Raw genomic sequence first — 14,758 nt, 5'->3', positions numbered from 1 at the left:
TGGCAATCGATTCAGGCGGTTGTGAGCTGTTCCATCCGGTGGCCAACGTGGTAGATTCCACCGAGACAGAACAACACGGCACCGAACACGACGTAGGCCGCGCTTGGATCGACGTTGTAGTGAATCGTGACGTACCCCCCGGCAAACATCAGCGCACTCAGGGCCGAAACAACTGCTCGATCAGCGGCTGCGAGCACTGCTCCCAGCAGGGCAATCAACAGGATGCTCCCTGTAGTAGAGAGCGGACCGACACCGAGAAAGCCGAGCACACACAGCGAAGCGGGGAGGGCCAGAACAGCAACAGCCTGGGTCAACTGGATGGTCTTGGATACGACCATAAATACTCATTCGTTTGCTATTTAAAGTAATTTTTTAATTATAGCATAGTAGTGTATACTATACGATGGCAGTTGATTTTCGACCAGAATCAGATACCGCTTCGGTGATTGTCTCTCTTAATTTTCGATCAGAGTAGGTATTATTCACTCCCGGTAGTGTGTGGCCTCGATGGCCGCCTGGAGTGTGAATGCCCTCTCATACAGTGCGGTTCCGACGACGACAGCGCCAGCGGTGGTTTTCGAAAGCGCTTCAATGTCCTCGAGTGTGGAGACGCCACCGCTGGCAATCACGGGGATGTCGACGGCACTGGCCACACGTTCGACTGGCTCGGTTCTGACACCTTCGAGCTGTCCCTCGACATCGACATCGGTAAAGAGAATTCCGGCAGCACCGAGCGATTCGTATCTGCTGGCGGCGGTTGCGGGATCAATCTCCGTTCGTTCGGTCCAGCCCTCGACGACAACCGCTCCATCGCGTGCATCTACACTCACCAGCACGCCGTCTGGATACTGCTCGCTGATCGTCTCGACGACTGTGGGCTCTTCGACGGCGAGGGTGCCAAGTATCACGCGATCGACGCCGGAATTGAGCAGTGATATCGCCGCCTCTGGACTCCGGATTCCCCCGCCAACCTGGACCGTGGCTGGAGTGTCTACAATCGCCTGAATGGCGGCTTCGTTCTTTCGCTCGCCGTCGAACGCACCGTCGAGATCGACACAGTGGATCGTTTCTGCACCGGCGTCGATCCACCGTCGAGCAGCCCGTTCGGGGTCGCCGTACGTCGTCTCAGTGCCGCGTTCTCCCCCGACAAGCTGGACGGCCTGTCCGTCCTGGATGTCAACGGCCGGAATCACTTCGAATGCCGGAAACATGACTCGAACTGGGTGGCCCCTCGAAAAAAGCAGTTGGATACGGCCACCATTTGCTCGGACCGTTCAGTCGGCCACTCGTCAGTCGGGCTCAATTCCCGATTTGTTCATTTACAACCGTTAGCGTTTGTGCACCTGCAACAGCAAGGCCTAACACGGTGGCCGTCAAACCGCCGTTTGATGCCCACTGTCGAATACCTGAACTACGAAGTGCTCGACGACCACGGCTGGTCGCTCGAGGACGACGATCTCTTCGAGAAAGCTGCCGGTGAGGACTTCGACGAAGAGGACTACGGAACGATCGACGTTAACGCAGGGGAGTACATCCTCGAAGCCGCAGAGGCACAGGGCTACGACTGGCCGTTCTCGTGTCGTGCCGGTGCGTGTGCGAACTGTGCGGCTATCGTCACGGAAGGCGACATCGACATGGACATGCAGCAGATCCTCTCGGACGAGGAAGTCCAGGATCGCAACGTCCGGCTGACCTGCATTGGCTCGCCAGCAGCCGATGAGGTCCAGATCGTATACAACGCAAAGCATCTCGACTACCTGCAGAACCGCGTTATCTGAGTCGGTACACCGTCGATATTACGTCGGCTCTGCGAACCGCTTTTCACAGGATGCTCTGTTTTGAGCGCTCGCTGAAGTGGTGATAGACAGACACACCCCTATCGATTTGTTCTGGTTGGAAATTGCAGCTCAGGTGTCGATGATATCGATGAGAAGTGTCTAGTAGCAAGAAAAACACAACGCTTCGCCTACGGCGACGAAATTGATTGGCGATCTGATTCAGTTCTCTAATGGTAATCAATATATAGACATATTAACAACTTGTTATTTATGGGTATAAAACACGAATTTTCGGAATACGGGATTGCTGTAGAACAAATCGATAGGGGTGTACCTACTCTATCTGGAGATAGATATAATTTGACTAATAGGTGATTAATGACCCATATCTGCAACGCAAACCCTCTATGCTTAGATCCCAGTGGAGTAGCGCAAAATCCCGCCAATCCCTCCAAAGGCGTTCATCAACTGTTCGCCCTCCTCGAAGTCCGTTGAAATGAGCTTCGTCTCGGTGCCGCGCTGTTCGGCGATCGCCATCAGATGTTCAATGACATCCTCACGCGTCCCGTCCTCGGCGGGCACCACGTCCCCACACTCTTCACATTCGTGGTCGGTGGTGTTCTTGCGCCGGTCGATGAGCTCTCGTTCCTCGTGGTCGTTCGCACAGACGTAGGTGACGACATCCTGACGGAGATCCTCGCTGAGCAACAGCCGATCGACGGCACCCATGATCAGATTCTGTCGGGTTGCCCCAAAGCCGTAGGTAGCAAGCTCTCCCTGGTGAAGCTCTTTGAAGAACTCATCCATCTGGGTTTTGTCCTTCATCATCTCCGTTTCGGCCAGCACGTCTCCTGCCGCATCGACGAGATCCGAAAGCCCAGATTCGTCGGTGTAGGAAACGTCGAACTTGCCGAGAACGATGTCCTGGAGCTCGTGATGGAGATACTCGCCATCGAGGAACTCGTCTTTCGTGGGTGAGGGACCACCAACGAGGACGCCGTCCATCTCGTGGCGCTTTGGGACGAACAGATCGTTTGCCATCCCGGCAACTTCCTGATAGAAGTTGTCGATTGCCTCAAGTCGCAGGCGGGCGAATCGCTGGGCTGACTGGCCACCTTTGCGCTGTTTGCCTGGAACCAGCGATGACGCACTTTTGACCGCCTCGATGCGTTTTCCTTTCAGCCATCCAACGTTCGCTTCACGCCTATCAAGCACGACCAACCCGAACAGTCCCTTGTCGCCGAGCATCTCTGCGAGTGGCTCGGTCAGGAAGTCAGAATCACAGTGATAGATGAACGACTGAATCGGCTCAGGGGGGTTCTCAAGCACGCGCGTAACCATGTCTGTCTGGCCGCCACCAGCGTCGATCGCCCCGGAAAACAGCACCATTCCGTTTTCCGGCGGATTATCGTAGTAGCGCAGTCGATCTTTGATCGACGTGAGTGCGTCCTGGACGGCGGTTCTGGTCTGTTTCGATTTGATGTTTGCGGCTTCTGAGTGCTCTTGAGTGACGTGTGCGACCACGTCGCTGAGCTGTCGGTCTGGGGGAACGTAGATGGAGACGAGCTGCGTGCCCGAACCGGAATACTCGGTCAGCTCTTCGATGACCTTCCGGAACTCGTATTTCCGACGGTCCGACTGGGCGTCATCATTCATTGGTGGGAATAGACGGATCGAGCCTAAGTACTCTTTGCACCGTGGGAAGAGTTTTGTGTCTCACTCACTGAGAATAGCATAATATGAGTGGGCGGGTTTACGCGATCGCGGGCGGAAAAGGCGGCGTCGGCAAAACGACCACCGTCGCCAATCTCGCCACCGCGCTCTCGGCAGCCGGTTACGATGTCGTCGCCGTAGATGTCGATCTCGGGATGGCAAATCTCGGACCGGTTCTCGATATTCAACCTGATGATGGAGCGACCATCCACAACGTGCTCGCGGGCGATGCGGGCATCAAAGAAGCCACCTACACGACCGATCGTGGCTTTGCGGTCATCCCTGGCACGCAGGCGCTCGATGAGTACGCCAGTGCCGATCCATCTCGCTTGCAGTATGCAACTGGACCGTTGACTGATGAGTATGAGATTATTCTGTTGGATCTGAGTGCTGGTTTGTCGGAGGAAGTCATCGCCCCATTGCAGCTGGCCGACAGTGTGGTGCTCGTCACGACGCCGGATGTCGTGGCGATCCGCGACGCAGCAAAGACAGGAGAACTGACAGCTCGCGTTGGCGGCGTCGTCGAGGGCGTTGCCGTCAATCGTGCGCGCGATGATCCACAAACGGAGGAACTGATCGATGAGCTCGGCGATGAAGTACTCACTGCGATTCCGAACGACGAGCGGATCACGATGTCAAACATTGTCGCTCAACCAGTGAGCGAGGCGGCCCGTTCGTTTTCTGATCTTGCGGCGACGCTCCTCGGCGAGGAAGCACTCGAAGAGATCGATGGGCAGTATGCGACACAACAGTCCGTTACAGAAGCTGCAGAATCCGAAGCCACCCCAACGGAAACGGAATCTGAAAGCGAAACCGACGAACAGAGTGGGTCGACCTCCACCCCCGAGCAGCCCCCAGCCGAGGAACCTCCCAGCGCCACTGCGGACGGGTCCGGAGACACCGCAGAGAGCTCCACACCGGAGCCAGTTTCTACTGCGTCACAAGCGGATGAATCGTCACAGGAGTCTCCATCAGCCACGGAATCGGACGAACCGATCCCCGATAGCGGTCCAGTGGCGACGGCGGCCTTCGACGAACGACGGTCTGATGGCGAGGCATTCTTCAGTGACGAGCGCCGGGAAGAAAAGCGAGCGAGCGCGCTGGGTCGACTCCGGAAACTGTTCGACTAGTTCGACTCCGTTCGTTCGGTTTCGACGCGCTCGGCAACGAGATCGCGGAGTGAATCGCCATCATCGATCGCTTCGATCTCTTCTCGCCGGATGAGTGCCGTTCCTTCGACGGCTTCGCGACTGGTCTCTTCGACGACGTAGACCGATGTTGTTTGCGTGACGCGTCCAACCGAGCTCATGATGCGAGCGCGCTTTTCGGCCGTTCGGGTGAACGCCGAGTGGCCAGTGAGCATTTTTATGCGCTCGCCATCGTGTTCGGAGACGGCTTTGAACGGCGATCGGAGCGTGGGATGCACATCGAAGCCCACGCGTGTGAGCACTGACACCAGCGGCTGATCGTCTGGGTCGGCATCAACATCTTCTGGTGGCGAGTCTTCCTCGCGAACATCATCGGGTTCGAACACGTCGACCGGATCCGTGAGGGGAGCATCGAACAGATCTTCGAGCTGGATCGCCACCTCAACGCTTGCGTTCATCCCGTCTTCGTATTTTGAAACCGTCCGCCGGGAGACGCCGAGTTCGCTCGCCAACTGTCCAAGGCTCAAATCCAGATCCTCGCGAGCGTCGGCAAGGACACTACCATCGATGTTGACGTATAGTCCACCCGGAGCTGCGTAAATCAACGGTGGAACTTCTTCGACGAACAGATCCATTGCTGTGTCCGGACTCAACACGGGAACGCCGTGACGGAAGTAGACGACACCCGGTTCGAGCTGTTCATCTCGCGTGCGAAGGCCAATTACCAGTGGCGTGGCATCGAGATACAGCCCGAGCCGTCGCATTTCCGTCCCGATGGCTGTGTCGAACGAGTCGATGTTGCCCAGGATCTTCACCAGAATAACGTCGGCTCCGCGTCGGGCCGCCACATCGAAGCTCTTTGGTCGCACAGCACACCGATCGCTCACGAGAAAGCCCGCATCCTCAAGCATGGCTATCACGTTCCCGACCAGTGCAGACCGAGACATAGATAGGTGTAGGAGATTCGAACCATATATGCGTTGTGTCGCCGGCCGTAATTCACCGATTTTTCGCGGGTAACGGCCATGGCGAAACCCGTTTGAAGAGCGCACGCCAAGCAGAGGTGTGACGGTTATCGGGATTGATGATACGGATTCGCGCGCTGGTGGGATGTGCACGACGTACGTCGCCCACCGGCTCATAACGCGGTTGCGAGACGAAGAAGCCACGCCACCGGCTGTGCGACGGCCATTGCTCGTCAGGTTGAATCCTGCCGTCGAGCACAAGACACGCGGCAACGGCGCGCTCGCAGTTCAGACCACGCTTGATCCCGATCCTGCACAATCGATTGCGACAGCACTCATCGAGGAGCTGGCTGTCGTCGACGATCCACGGACGAACCCTGGCGTCGTTCTCGCACCCAACGGCGATTGGACGGCGCTCGATCCCCACGACGCGGTGGTAGCGTTCGCCCGGTCGGCACTCACCGAGCAGCTGACCATCGCCGACGCAGAGCGAGTGATCGAAGTGGCTGGCTATCGCGCAGCTGGTTGGGGTAACGGTCGCGGTCGGATCGGTGCGCTGGCGGCGATCGGTGCGATGATCGCTCGCCAGCAGTCGATCACCGAGGGTGTGCGTGCTCTCCCGCCGTTCGACGAGTGGACGTACGAGTGTCTCTCTTATCGCGAGCGCGATCGCTGGGGGACTCCTCGCGAGGTTGACGGTGCGTCGGTCCGATCTGCTGTCGAGGGCGCATATCCGTCGGTCTGGGACACGATCGATTCGGACGGCGACGAGCTAGTCTGTGTTCCACACACTCCGTGTCCGATTCTACACGGCATTCGCGGCGACGATCCAATCCAATGCGAACGCGTCGCCAGCGCAATCGAGAGCGAACCCGTCGCTGCGCGGCGGCTGTTCGTGACGAATCAGGGGACCGATGCGCATCTCCAGGATGGCAGCTCGATCGACGAGCTCGGCGATCGTCACGCCTATCGAATTGACGGCACGATTGATTCTGCACCTGAAACGAAGCGCGGGGGGCACGTGTTTACGACACTCATGGATGAGACCGGAACGATCGACTGTGTGGCGTTCGCTCCGACTGCGCGGTTCAGAGCGCACGTCAGAAAGCTTCGGGTTGGCGACGATTGCACCGTCTGCGGGGAAGTTTCGGGTGGAACCCTGAAGCTAGAAAAGTTCGCCGTCCGGTCGCTCACAGAAACCGAACGGGTGACGCCCACCTGCCCCGACTGTGCGCGACGGATGAAAAGCGCCGGTGCAGGCCAGGGCTATCGTTGTCGGAACTGTGGAACGAGCGCGCCCGGAAAGGTCGAACAGCCGATTGATCGCGACCTGGAGGAGGGGTGGTATGAGGTGCCTCCAAGCGCTCGCCGACATGTTGCCAAACCGCTCGTTCGCGGTGGATTTGACGGGGTGACCCATCCCGAGCGGTGATTACTTTTTCAGTCCGCTCACAACACGACAATCTCGCTGTTTGTTGTGAGTAGCAGTGTCTGGGAATGGTAGTTGTTCGTATCTCGTATTAGTCAATGTCGACCTGGGGAGAATCTATGAGATATCCTTCTGTTTCCCATTCGTTCACGACCTGTGCCAATCCTTCCGTACAGGAGGGAAATTGTGGCTCCCAGTCGGTCTCTGCTTTGAACGCGTCGTTCGTCGTGGCCATCGGGTGTGTGAACAGATCGACGGTGATCTCACCCATCGCGGCGCTGGCCGTTTCGGTCGAAACTCCGTCGGGTCGAGTACTGCCGAGTTTTCTGGCGAGCGTCGAGACGAACTCCGCATCGCTGACCGGTGTGTCATCAACGACGTGATACAGCCCGCTCAGTGAGTGGTCTGTGGCCGCACGGAACGCACTCGCCGCATCGTCAACGTGCAGATACGACAGTGCAACGTCGTCTGTGCCGTCGATGATTGGTCGCTCTCCATCGACGATTCCGGCTCCGTCAGCCCGTGTGTAGTACGAATCCGGGGCGTAGAAGTAGCCACACCGGAGTACAGTCACGTCGAATCCGTACTCCTCGCCACCATCTTGTGCAATCAGTTCGGCGTCGAGCGCGGACTGTGTCCACGATTCGGGATGTGTGTGGGACTGCTCGTCGTAGCTGCTACCATCAGGCTGGCGGGCAACCCACACGATGCTCTGTTGGAGCAACTGCTCTGCTCCAACCTCGTTAGCAGCTCTCACGAGCGCCCGAGCCCCATCAGTCCGAACGCGATCGTTGCGTTCCCAGGCCTCGGGCGTGGGCGAGTCTGTCGGGATCGCAGTCGCGGCGTGAATGATGATATCCGCCCCCCGTGCGGCGTCGACGATCGAAGCTTCGTCGAACAGATCACCACGACGGGGTTCTCCGCCGCGTGATTCGACGATCTCGTCACCCCGCACATCCCGTGTGAGACCAACCACGGAATAGCCGTGTTCGGAGAACTCTGCAACCAGTCGTTTGCCGAGCACGCCAGTCGCACCAGCGATAAACACTCGCATTGTAGCTCGTGTTTGGAGGGCCTGTGACGTAGCGATACTGCAAGACTGCAACGTGGGGTTTAAAAGGTGATGCAGCGGAACCACTGCCATGAAACACCTCCGCCTGACGATCGAACCGGTCGGCGGGCGCGATGAGAGCCCTTCGATGTACCAGGTGCTCGCCAGTGCACCGTATCTCGACCACGTCGTTGGGCTCCATCTGAACGCCTCGGACGACCGTCTTGGACTGTTGATCTACATCGAGGGAGATATCGACGCGTTTCGATCGCAGATTTCAACCCATCCGTCCGTCCTGGATTTCGAGTTACTGGCAACCGGAGCGGGTAGTTTCTACACGTATTTCCACAACGAGCTGACGGCGGCGTCAAAAGAACTCTTTGCAACGCTCACGGCTGGTAGCCTGCTGATGGTTCCACCGTACAACTACGGCGATGGCTCAGTGACGGTCTCGTTGTTTGGACCAACCGAGGAGATACAATCGGCACTTGAGCACGTTCCTGACGCGTTTGCGGTGACGGTTGAGCAGGTGAGTGGAATGGGCGCGCTACCGGGTGTGTCCGAACCGCTGCTCTCCACACGCCAACGGCAGGCGCTCGAAGCCGCGAAAGCAGTGGGCTACTACCAGCTCCCTCGCCAGGGCTCTGTCGAGGAGATTGCAACACTGATCGACTGTGCACCGAGTACGGCAGCCGAACACCTCCGAAAGGCCGAGTCCAAAATTCTCCAGACCACTCGTCTGTAGCAGCCCTGGCGAGCAACTGTGCGTTTTCCGGCTACTTTTTCAGTCCGCTCCCGGTCAACGGCACGACAACGTCGTCGTCACTCTCGAGGGTGCCCAGTTCTCGATAGCGTTCGAGCCCAGCAACCGCCACCGCACTCGTCGGTTCGACGTAGAAGCCGTTTGCATGGAGCCCCTTGAGCGCACGCTCGACGGGCTCGCGTTCGATCGCGATGCAGTCTCCAGCAGTCGATTCGATCGCATCGAACAGCTGGTTGTTGCGGACGGGTTCGGTGATGTGGATCCCATCGGCCACGTCGTTGTGCCCGGAAACAGGGTCGTGGAGCGCGTCGGCTATTGGCGCATAGCCGGCTGCCTGCACGCCGAGCAGCCGTGGAACGGACTCGATCAGCCCTGCGGCCTGCAATCGTTCGAATCCACGATGGACGCCAAGAAACAGCGTCCCGTGGCCCACTGGAATGACGAGCGCGTCTGGGAGCGACCAGTCGCGCTGGATGGCGATCTCGTAGGCCATCGTTGCTGTTCCCTCGAAAAACGCGGGGTTCCAGGCGTGACTGGCGTACCAGCCAGCGCCGTCTTCGACAGCTCCAACGCAGGCATCGACCACGTCCTGGCGCGAGCCCACAACACGCTTGACGGTGGCCCCGCTGCGCTCTATTGGCCGAATTTTCGATTCCGGAGCACTCTCTGGGACGTAGATGGTACAGTCCAGCCCCGCCCGCCCAGCGTAGGTTGCGACTGCGCCACCGGCATTGCCTGAGGAATCCTCGATGAGCGCATCAGCACCGACGTCCACAGCGCGAGCGATCACCGTGGTCGCACCGCGATCTTTGAAACTTCCCGTCGGAGCAACGTACTCGAGTTTGAACTCGCAGTTCCAGGGCGATTCGACTAGCGGCGTGGCACCCGCACCGAGTGAGACGGCTTTATCGACGGCTAACAGCTCCGAGAATCCCCAGACACCATCGGCAAACGAGAGGGACCCGCGATCAAGCGGTGATTGTGAATACGCAAACTCGAGCGGGGAGCGACAGTGCTCACACCGCCAGCGATCATCAACCCGTTTTTCACAGGATGGACAGCGCAGTTCAGTACTCATCGAGATCAGTCCCGACAGAACAGACGTACTCGCCGGTTGCAACCTGCGGAAGCCGACGTGCCCGCCAGAACACGCCCTTCGAATCGGCGGTGATGGTGGATTTCACTCGCCCGAACGGATCAGTCACATCGAACAACGGATTGCCTCGATCGACGTGTTCGCCGAGCTCGACATGAAACCGTGTCAGTCCGCCCGCGGGCGCACCATACTGTTCGAAGCCATTGGCGCGCGTCTGTGGATTGATGTCGACCGTCCCTTCGAGAAAGCCGTAGTATTTCAACACGCGCTCGATGCCGCGCAGCCCGCGTTCGATACTATCCTGATCCCAGCCGACCGAACCGCCAAGCTCCGGATCGATCGTGGGGACGCCCTCGTTTGGTGCTGCCCGTGCGAGCTGGCCGTCGGGTCCTTTCTGATCGAGGATGAAGCCACAGTCAAACACCTTCGCCAGCTCAAGACAGTCGCTGTGGAGCCGATGACGCGAGCCACAGCGCACTCGCGTTTCGTTGATCATGCGACTGGTCGAGCCCTGGTGGAGATCGAGTGCGAGATCCGCGCGGGTGGCCGCCTGAAACGTGGCGTGTGCGATCCGTTCGGTGGACATCCCGTTTGGATCGCCCGGATACGCCCGATTCATCTTCGTGTCGTCGATCGGATTGCGGTGCTGGCTCACGTGGAACGCGTGGTAGTTGACGATCCCAACGATGAGAATCTCGCCATCGATTGTGTCTGGGTCGAGCTGTGGCACCAGTCGCTGGATCACGCCCAGTCCGTTGAGTTCGTCACCGTCGCTTACAGCCTGAATGTAGAGCGTTTTACCGTCGTTTTGTCCATTGATCACCGCAACCGGGAGCGAGACGTCGCTGCCATCGCGAGCTTCACCGACGGTCAGCTGTCCCGTGGCGATCTCACCGGGACACGCGGTTGCGGTGCCGAGCGTCGTCATTGTGTATAGTCGGTAAATCCACACTCTTAGACCGTTCGATTTTATGGACCCGAGTTCGCCATCAAGCAAGCGAATCTCTGGTTTGATTCTCCCTGTCGGATCGTCCCAAAGCGCCTATTTGATCGCTCAGCGTACACCACGTATGTCCAGCCGATCGACGGAGTCCGCTCGTTCGCCGGCGGTGGCCTTTCTCGACGCAATCGGCGTGTTTCAGAACGCGGCCATCGGCGCAATCGTTGGCGTCGCGTTCGCGCTGTGCTGGTGGGCGATTCGTGTGTTTGAGCTGCTCGGTCCGGCTCCAGAAGTCGGTTCGCCGCTGTTGTACGCGAGTCTGGCGTTCGTGCTCGCGTTCGGGACGTTCGTGCTGGTTACCACCGCGCTCACAGTCGTGACCGCTGCGCTGGCTGTCAAGCGGATGGAGTAGATTTCTGATTCACAAGCGTGAGTCGCCCGTCGATGGATGGGTCGATTCCACACTCTCTGGCATATTCCGTCAGCAGTGTGTACTGCAGGCCGAGGCTGCGCTTGGCGGACACGGTTACCGGAAACCACTCCAGGCAGTTCTCTGGCATCGCCACCGTATACTGCTCGTCTGGGTTGATCGGTTTGCCCCCGACCGACAGGTCAGTGATTGCACGGTCGGCGAAATCAAACGTCACCGTTGCCCCACTCACGTGCAAGAACCAGTACTCTGGGTGCTCTGGAACGAGGACTTCGCCACCGAATACGAGCGTCTCCCGAAGCTGTTCGCCTGTCATCGTCGTCACGACCACCTCGGTGTCAAACGGAACGACACCGATCAGCTCTGCGACTGTGATCTCCCCGCCGAGATCAGCACCCGGACGCATCCCAGGGCTGTGCTGGAGCGCCACTGTTGTCGAGCCATTCCATCGATACGCGTCGGCCACAAAATTCCCCAGACGGGACTCGCCGAAAAAGACGGTTTCGGACGATCGTTCGATCGGTTTCTCGACGGTGGCGACCACCTCGTCCAGACCTTGCGCCGTCCGGAGCTGGTGATATGTGCGCTCGATTGCCGTTGCTGGCGCTATACCGTCGCACGAAATTCGCTCGGCGCTCCACTCACCGTCGTACGTGAGGACGTTCACGTCGATGCCAGTTCCTGCCGTGCGACAGAGGAGCGACCCATTGTTCTGCTCAATTCGCGGCTGGCCGTGTGTGTGGCCGTCGCAGATCACGTCCACGTCGGTCTGCTCGGCAAGTGCGTCTACTTCGCCCTGGCCGTGATTCTCCTCGTCTCCGAGATGCGCCAGACAGACAATTTCATCGACCCCAGATTCCTCTAGCGCGTCGATCGCTTCATTGACTGCCGCAATCGGATCGGTCACGGTCAGGTCAGCGGCTGGTGGTGATTTTGCGGCCGTCAACGGGTGAGCAACGCCGACGATTCCGAGTCGAACGCCATCGATTTCCGTCGTCGTCCAGGGGAGAACGCCCGACTGCGCTCCGAACCGACCGCCATCGGCGTCGAACACGTTGGCACAGAGAAACTGCTGGGGAGCCTCCGCGATGGCTGTCGTGAGCGTCTCGGTCCCGTAATCGAAATCGTGGTTGCCAATGGTGTCGAACGCCACGGCACAGGCGTTGAACACCGGCTGCACGGCCTGACCGTTAGTACACAGCGAGATCGCACTCGGTGCAACGTTGTCGCCGACGCCAACGACGAGCGACGGATCGTCGCTGTGCGCTTGAACAGTTCCAACGAACCGGGCGATCTGCTCGGGATCGTCGTATGCAGACTCCAGGTCAGCGAACTGCACCATTGAAAACGACATGTGTCAGCTGTTGGGGATGGCTTGCAATTGTTCTTCTGGCTATCTGTGTAACTATCATATAGTTAAAGTGATCGGTACGAATTGTTCTGACTGAACACCTACTCGTGGCGTTACTCATCAACGGCCACCACCTCGCCACGAAATCCGGCTCGTTCTCCAGAATAGACGGCTTCTGCGATCTCGTACTGCCGGTCTGCAATCGCTGCGAGAACTGGCAGTTTCCACGATTGGGCCAGCTGCTGATACCGTTCACGTAACCGACGCCCACACGCGATCGCACGCCGATAGCCATCGACCGAATCGTCGAACCGATGGCAGAGAAACGCGGTGTGGGCCACCTCCGCGGGCGTGAACGTCCCCGCCTTGACCCGCGCTCGTGGGCCGATCCACTCGCGGTCGTCCAGAAATCGTCGAATGTCACACGCTGGATAGCCAAACACCACGCCGAGACGGCGGTGCCACCCAGCGTTGCGGGCCACGTTCCAGGTGGTCGGCAGCAGATCGAATCGCCCGCGAGCGTGCCCAACGATCCAGCCGTGGAGGGCAGAGATCCGCCGCGTCGTACAGCCGAGCCGTTCGAACAGCCGAATAAACTCTCGTTCGGTGCTAAACGGCGAGCCCGTACAGTTCCACTCGGCCTGCACGACGGTGGCGGGTTTCTCTCCAGCGATGACGAGCGCAAACCGCAACAACGGCTGCAACGGCCCATCACCCTCGAAATACGCCCCGAGAAACGATCCGAATCGATGCCGCTCGGCCGCGGGCAATCGATCGATCGTCACGGGTGGCGCTGCGTACATACGCCTCTCTGGAGCAGCCCCGTTCATGAATGAAACGGCGTCACCCCTGAGCCATCGCTTCGAGTCGATCGCGTCCCGTCCGGGTGCCCTTTGCGACGACAACATCACCCGCCTTCAGTCGCGTCGATGCCGTTGGCGATACGATCCACTCTGCGTCTGTGCCCTGTCCACGACGGACCGCGATCACGCGCATTCCCGTTTCGGTGCTCAGCGTCTGCTCACCGAGTGTCGTCCCCGCGAGGCGACTTCCGGATTCGATCGTCGTCCGCACAAGGATTTCGACGCTTTCGCCGACGGCTGCCTCAATGACGGGATGGGTCTCGAGACCGCGCAACACGCCGTCGCTGATCTCCAGGGCCGCATCGGAGATCACCTCCGTGGCGCGAGCGAGATGCATGAGTCCGCGCAGTTCGATCGGATCGTCGAGCTGTCTCGCCGCGCGCAACGTCCAGGCCTCGAGTCGCGACTGCAATGCGTCCATCTCAACTTCTAGCTCTCGCACCTCTCTTGCGAGCGATTCGTTGTCGAACAACACGGAGCTGTAGGCAAGATCGACGGCCAGTTCGCTCATGTTCTTCATCAAGATGATCGTATCGACCGCACGATCGACGTCGTCGATCGTTCCCGGTGGTAGTTCGGGCGGTTCGTAGGCATCGCCAGTAAACTCCGTGTAGACGGATCCAATCCCTGCCGTTGGTCCGCGCAACACCACCCGATCGCCGGTCTGGATGACGGTCTCGTGGTCCGGATTCAACAGCCAGTCGCCTCCTCGATTGATCGCAATCACGCGCACGCCGGTGTCCGTTTCGAGATTGCGATCGCCCAACGTCTGTCCGGCGATCGAGGAATCGGAATCAACAGTCGCCCGTACCAGCGTTTCGAGTGCATCGGGGAGCGTGGCCTGTATCGCCGCGGGAATGCCGATTGCTTCGGTCACAATTTTTGCAATGTCGGCGGCCGCATCGCTGACCATCTCCGTGGCCGTGACGACGCCGAGAACGGGGGCCAGTTGCTCTGCATCAGTGGGCCGTCTGGCCGACAACAACAGACTCATCCGCGCCTGAAGCTGGAGGGTGTCAACGTGGCGTTCGAGCGCCAGGACCTCCTGTGCCACGGATTGGCTTCCGAACAGCACCGACGAGTAACAGAGGTCGATCTGTAACTCTGCCGTGTCTTTCATTTCCGCGAGCAGCCTGCTCACTGGGACGGGCTCGTACTCCACAGCGTCAGGCGTCAACTCGGTCTGCTCGCGCTCGTTGTCCATAGCGTCAGTTGGCAATCTGGAGCGAAA

General features: G+C 59.1%; 15 protein-coding genes. 5 read left to right on the top strand and 10 right to left on the bottom strand.

Translation table 11 applies throughout. The annotated features are described in order from the left end of the window. Positions 1-11 precede the first annotated feature (11 nt). Both JXQ78_RS08995 and hisA read right to left on the bottom strand, forming a co-directional pair. The gene (locus JXQ78_RS08995) at positions 12-338 is read right to left on the bottom strand and encodes a hypothetical protein (RefSeq protein ID WP_330630437.1); all 327 of its coding nucleotides are present in this window, start codon (positions 336-338) and stop codon (positions 12-14) included. Between the two features lie 144 nt (positions 339-482). Beyond that, positions 483-1,211 (bottom strand): 1-(5-phosphoribosyl)-5-[(5-phosphoribosylamino)methylideneamino]imidazole-4-carboxamide isomerase, encoded by a 729-nt coding sequence (hisA, locus tag JXQ78_RS08990; protein WP_330630436.1) that lies wholly within the window; start codon positions 1,209-1,211, stop codon positions 483-485. Between the two features lie 177 nt (positions 1,212-1,388). On the opposite strand from hisA, the gene fer reads away from it, so the two are divergent. After that, entirely contained in the window at positions 1,389-1,778 is a 390-nt protein-coding gene (gene fer / locus JXQ78_RS08985; protein WP_330630435.1) for a ferredoxin Fer, read from the top strand. Between the two features lie 411 nt (positions 1,779-2,189). Here fer and prf1 read toward each other — a convergent pair whose 3' ends face one another. Next, positions 2,190-3,434, bottom strand: coding sequence for a peptide chain release factor aRF-1 (prf1, locus tag JXQ78_RS08980; protein WP_330630434.1), 1,245 nt, complete (start codon positions 3,432-3,434; stop codon positions 2,190-2,192). An 83-nt stretch (positions 3,435-3,517) separates the two neighbouring features. Between prf1 and JXQ78_RS08975 the strand changes: the two genes are divergently transcribed. Then, complete coding sequence (locus JXQ78_RS08975; protein WP_330630433.1) at positions 3,518-4,621, top strand: MinD/ParA family ATP-binding protein; 1,104 nt, start codon at positions 3,518-3,520, stop codon at positions 4,619-4,621. On the opposite strand, the gene JXQ78_RS08970 is transcribed toward JXQ78_RS08975, so the two are convergent. After that, the gene (locus tag JXQ78_RS08970; protein ID WP_330630432.1) at positions 4,618-5,586 is read right to left on the bottom strand and encodes a transcriptional regulator; all 969 of its coding nucleotides are present in this window, start codon (positions 5,584-5,586) and stop codon (positions 4,618-4,620) included. The genes JXQ78_RS08975 and JXQ78_RS08970 overlap by 4 nt on opposite strands. A gap of 118 nt (positions 5,587-5,704) precedes the next feature. Between JXQ78_RS08970 and JXQ78_RS08965 the strand changes: the two genes are divergently transcribed. After that, complete coding sequence (locus tag JXQ78_RS08965; protein WP_330630431.1) at positions 5,705-7,036, top strand: tRNA(Ile)(2)-agmatinylcytidine synthase; 1,332 nt, start codon at positions 5,705-5,707, stop codon at positions 7,034-7,036. Between the two features lie 88 nt (positions 7,037-7,124). Here JXQ78_RS08965 and JXQ78_RS08960 read toward each other — a convergent pair whose 3' ends face one another. Then, positions 7,125-8,087 carry an NAD-dependent epimerase/dehydratase family protein gene (locus JXQ78_RS08960; RefSeq protein WP_330630430.1) on the bottom strand — a complete coding sequence of 321 codons (963 nt, stop codon included), beginning with the start codon at positions 8,085-8,087 and terminating at the stop codon, positions 7,125-7,127. Between the two features lie 88 nt (positions 8,088-8,175). Here JXQ78_RS08960 and JXQ78_RS08955 point away from each other — a divergent pair, with 88 nt between their 5' ends. Continuing rightward, complete coding sequence (locus JXQ78_RS08955; protein WP_330630429.1) at positions 8,176-8,829, top strand: helix-turn-helix domain-containing protein; 654 nt, start codon at positions 8,176-8,178, stop codon at positions 8,827-8,829. Between the two features lie 31 nt (positions 8,830-8,860). Here the strand turns inward: JXQ78_RS08955 and JXQ78_RS08950 are convergent, their stop codons facing one another. Next, positions 8,861-9,925, bottom strand: a complete 1,065-nt coding sequence (locus JXQ78_RS08950) for a threonine synthase (protein ID WP_330630428.1) — start codon at positions 9,923-9,925, stop codon at positions 8,861-8,863. After that, positions 9,915-10,871, bottom strand: a complete 957-nt coding sequence (locus JXQ78_RS08945) for a succinylglutamate desuccinylase/aspartoacylase family protein (RefSeq protein WP_330630427.1) — start codon at positions 10,869-10,871, stop codon at positions 9,915-9,917. The genes JXQ78_RS08950 and JXQ78_RS08945 overlap by 11 nt, the downstream gene beginning before the upstream one ends. Before the next feature lie 142 nt (positions 10,872-11,013). Here JXQ78_RS08945 and JXQ78_RS08940 point away from each other — a divergent pair, with 142 nt between their 5' ends. Then, positions 11,014-11,295, top strand: a complete 282-nt coding sequence (locus tag JXQ78_RS08940) for a DUF7536 family protein (protein ID WP_330630426.1) — start codon at positions 11,014-11,016, stop codon at positions 11,293-11,295. Here the strand turns inward: JXQ78_RS08940 and JXQ78_RS08935 are convergent. The 3 genes from JXQ78_RS08935 to JXQ78_RS08925 form a co-directional block, all read right to left on the bottom strand. Beyond that, entirely contained in the window at positions 11,279-12,667 is a 1,389-nt protein-coding gene (locus JXQ78_RS08935) for a bifunctional metallophosphatase/5'-nucleotidase (protein ID WP_330630425.1), read from the bottom strand. The two genes, JXQ78_RS08940 and JXQ78_RS08935, sit on opposite strands and share 17 nt — an antisense overlap. Positions 12,668-12,777: 110 nt before the next feature. Continuing rightward, positions 12,778-13,467: a hypothetical protein gene (locus tag JXQ78_RS08930; RefSeq protein ID WP_330630424.1), complete on the bottom strand. Its 690-nt coding sequence runs from the start codon at positions 13,465-13,467 to the stop codon at positions 12,778-12,780. Positions 13,468-13,507: 40 nt separating this feature from the next. Next, positions 13,508-14,731 (bottom strand): potassium channel family protein, encoded by a 1,224-nt coding sequence (locus JXQ78_RS08925; RefSeq protein WP_330630423.1) that lies wholly within the window; start codon positions 14,729-14,731, stop codon positions 13,508-13,510. Positions 14,732-14,758 lie beyond the last annotated feature (27 nt).

Origin of the sequence: Halocatena halophila (assembly GCA_027563145.1) — an archaeon.
Classification (GTDB): domain Archaea; phylum Halobacteriota; class Halobacteria; order Halobacteriales; family Haloarculaceae; genus Halocatena; species Halocatena halophila.
Note: the sequence above shows the minus strand (reverse complement) of the source record. Positions and strands in the feature narration are given on the sequence as shown.

Bases quoted from the DNA above. Each gene is read 5' to 3' on its own strand.
- JXQ78_RS08940 (WP_330630426.1), top strand. From the start codon at position 11,014: ATGTCCAGCCGATCGACGGAGTCCGCTCGTTCGCCGGCGGTGGCCTTT.
- JXQ78_RS08970 (WP_330630432.1), bottom strand. From the start codon at position 5,586: ATGTCTCGGTCTGCACTGGTCGGGAACGTGATAGCCATGCTTGAGGAT.
- JXQ78_RS08975 (WP_330630433.1), top strand. From the start codon at position 3,518: ATGAGTGGGCGGGTTTACGCGATCGCGGGCGGAAAAGGCGGCGTCGGC.
- JXQ78_RS08955 (WP_330630429.1), top strand. From the start codon at position 8,176: ATGAAACACCTCCGCCTGACGATCGAACCGGTCGGCGGGCGCGATGAG.
- fer (WP_330630435.1), top strand. From the start codon at position 1,389: ATGCCCACTGTCGAATACCTGAACTACGAAGTGCTCGACGACCACGGC.
- JXQ78_RS08960 (WP_330630430.1), bottom strand. From the start codon at position 8,087: ATGCGAGTGTTTATCGCTGGTGCGACTGGCGTGCTCGGCAAACGACTG.
- JXQ78_RS08925 (WP_330630423.1), bottom strand. From the start codon at position 14,731: ATGGACAACGAGCGCGAGCAGACCGAGTTGACGCCTGACGCTGTGGAG.
- JXQ78_RS08935 (WP_330630425.1), bottom strand. From the start codon at position 12,667: ATGTCGTTTTCAATGGTGCAGTTCGCTGACCTGGAGTCTGCATACGAC.
- prf1 (WP_330630434.1), bottom strand. From the start codon at position 3,434: ATGAATGATGACGCCCAGTCGGACCGTCGGAAATACGAGTTCCGGAAG.
- JXQ78_RS08945 (WP_330630427.1), bottom strand. From the start codon at position 10,871: ATGACGACGCTCGGCACCGCAACCGCGTGTCCCGGTGAGATCGCCACG.
- JXQ78_RS08950 (WP_330630428.1), bottom strand. From the start codon at position 9,925: ATGAGTACTGAACTGCGCTGTCCATCCTGTGAAAAACGGGTTGATGAT.
- JXQ78_RS08995 (WP_330630437.1), bottom strand. From the start codon at position 338: ATGGTCGTATCCAAGACCATCCAGTTGACCCAGGCTGTTGCTGTTCTG.
- JXQ78_RS08930 (WP_330630424.1), bottom strand. From the start codon at position 13,467: ATGTACGCAGCGCCACCCGTGACGATCGATCGATTGCCCGCGGCCGAG.
- hisA (WP_330630436.1), bottom strand. From the start codon at position 1,211: ATGTTTCCGGCATTCGAAGTGATTCCGGCCGTTGACATCCAGGACGGA.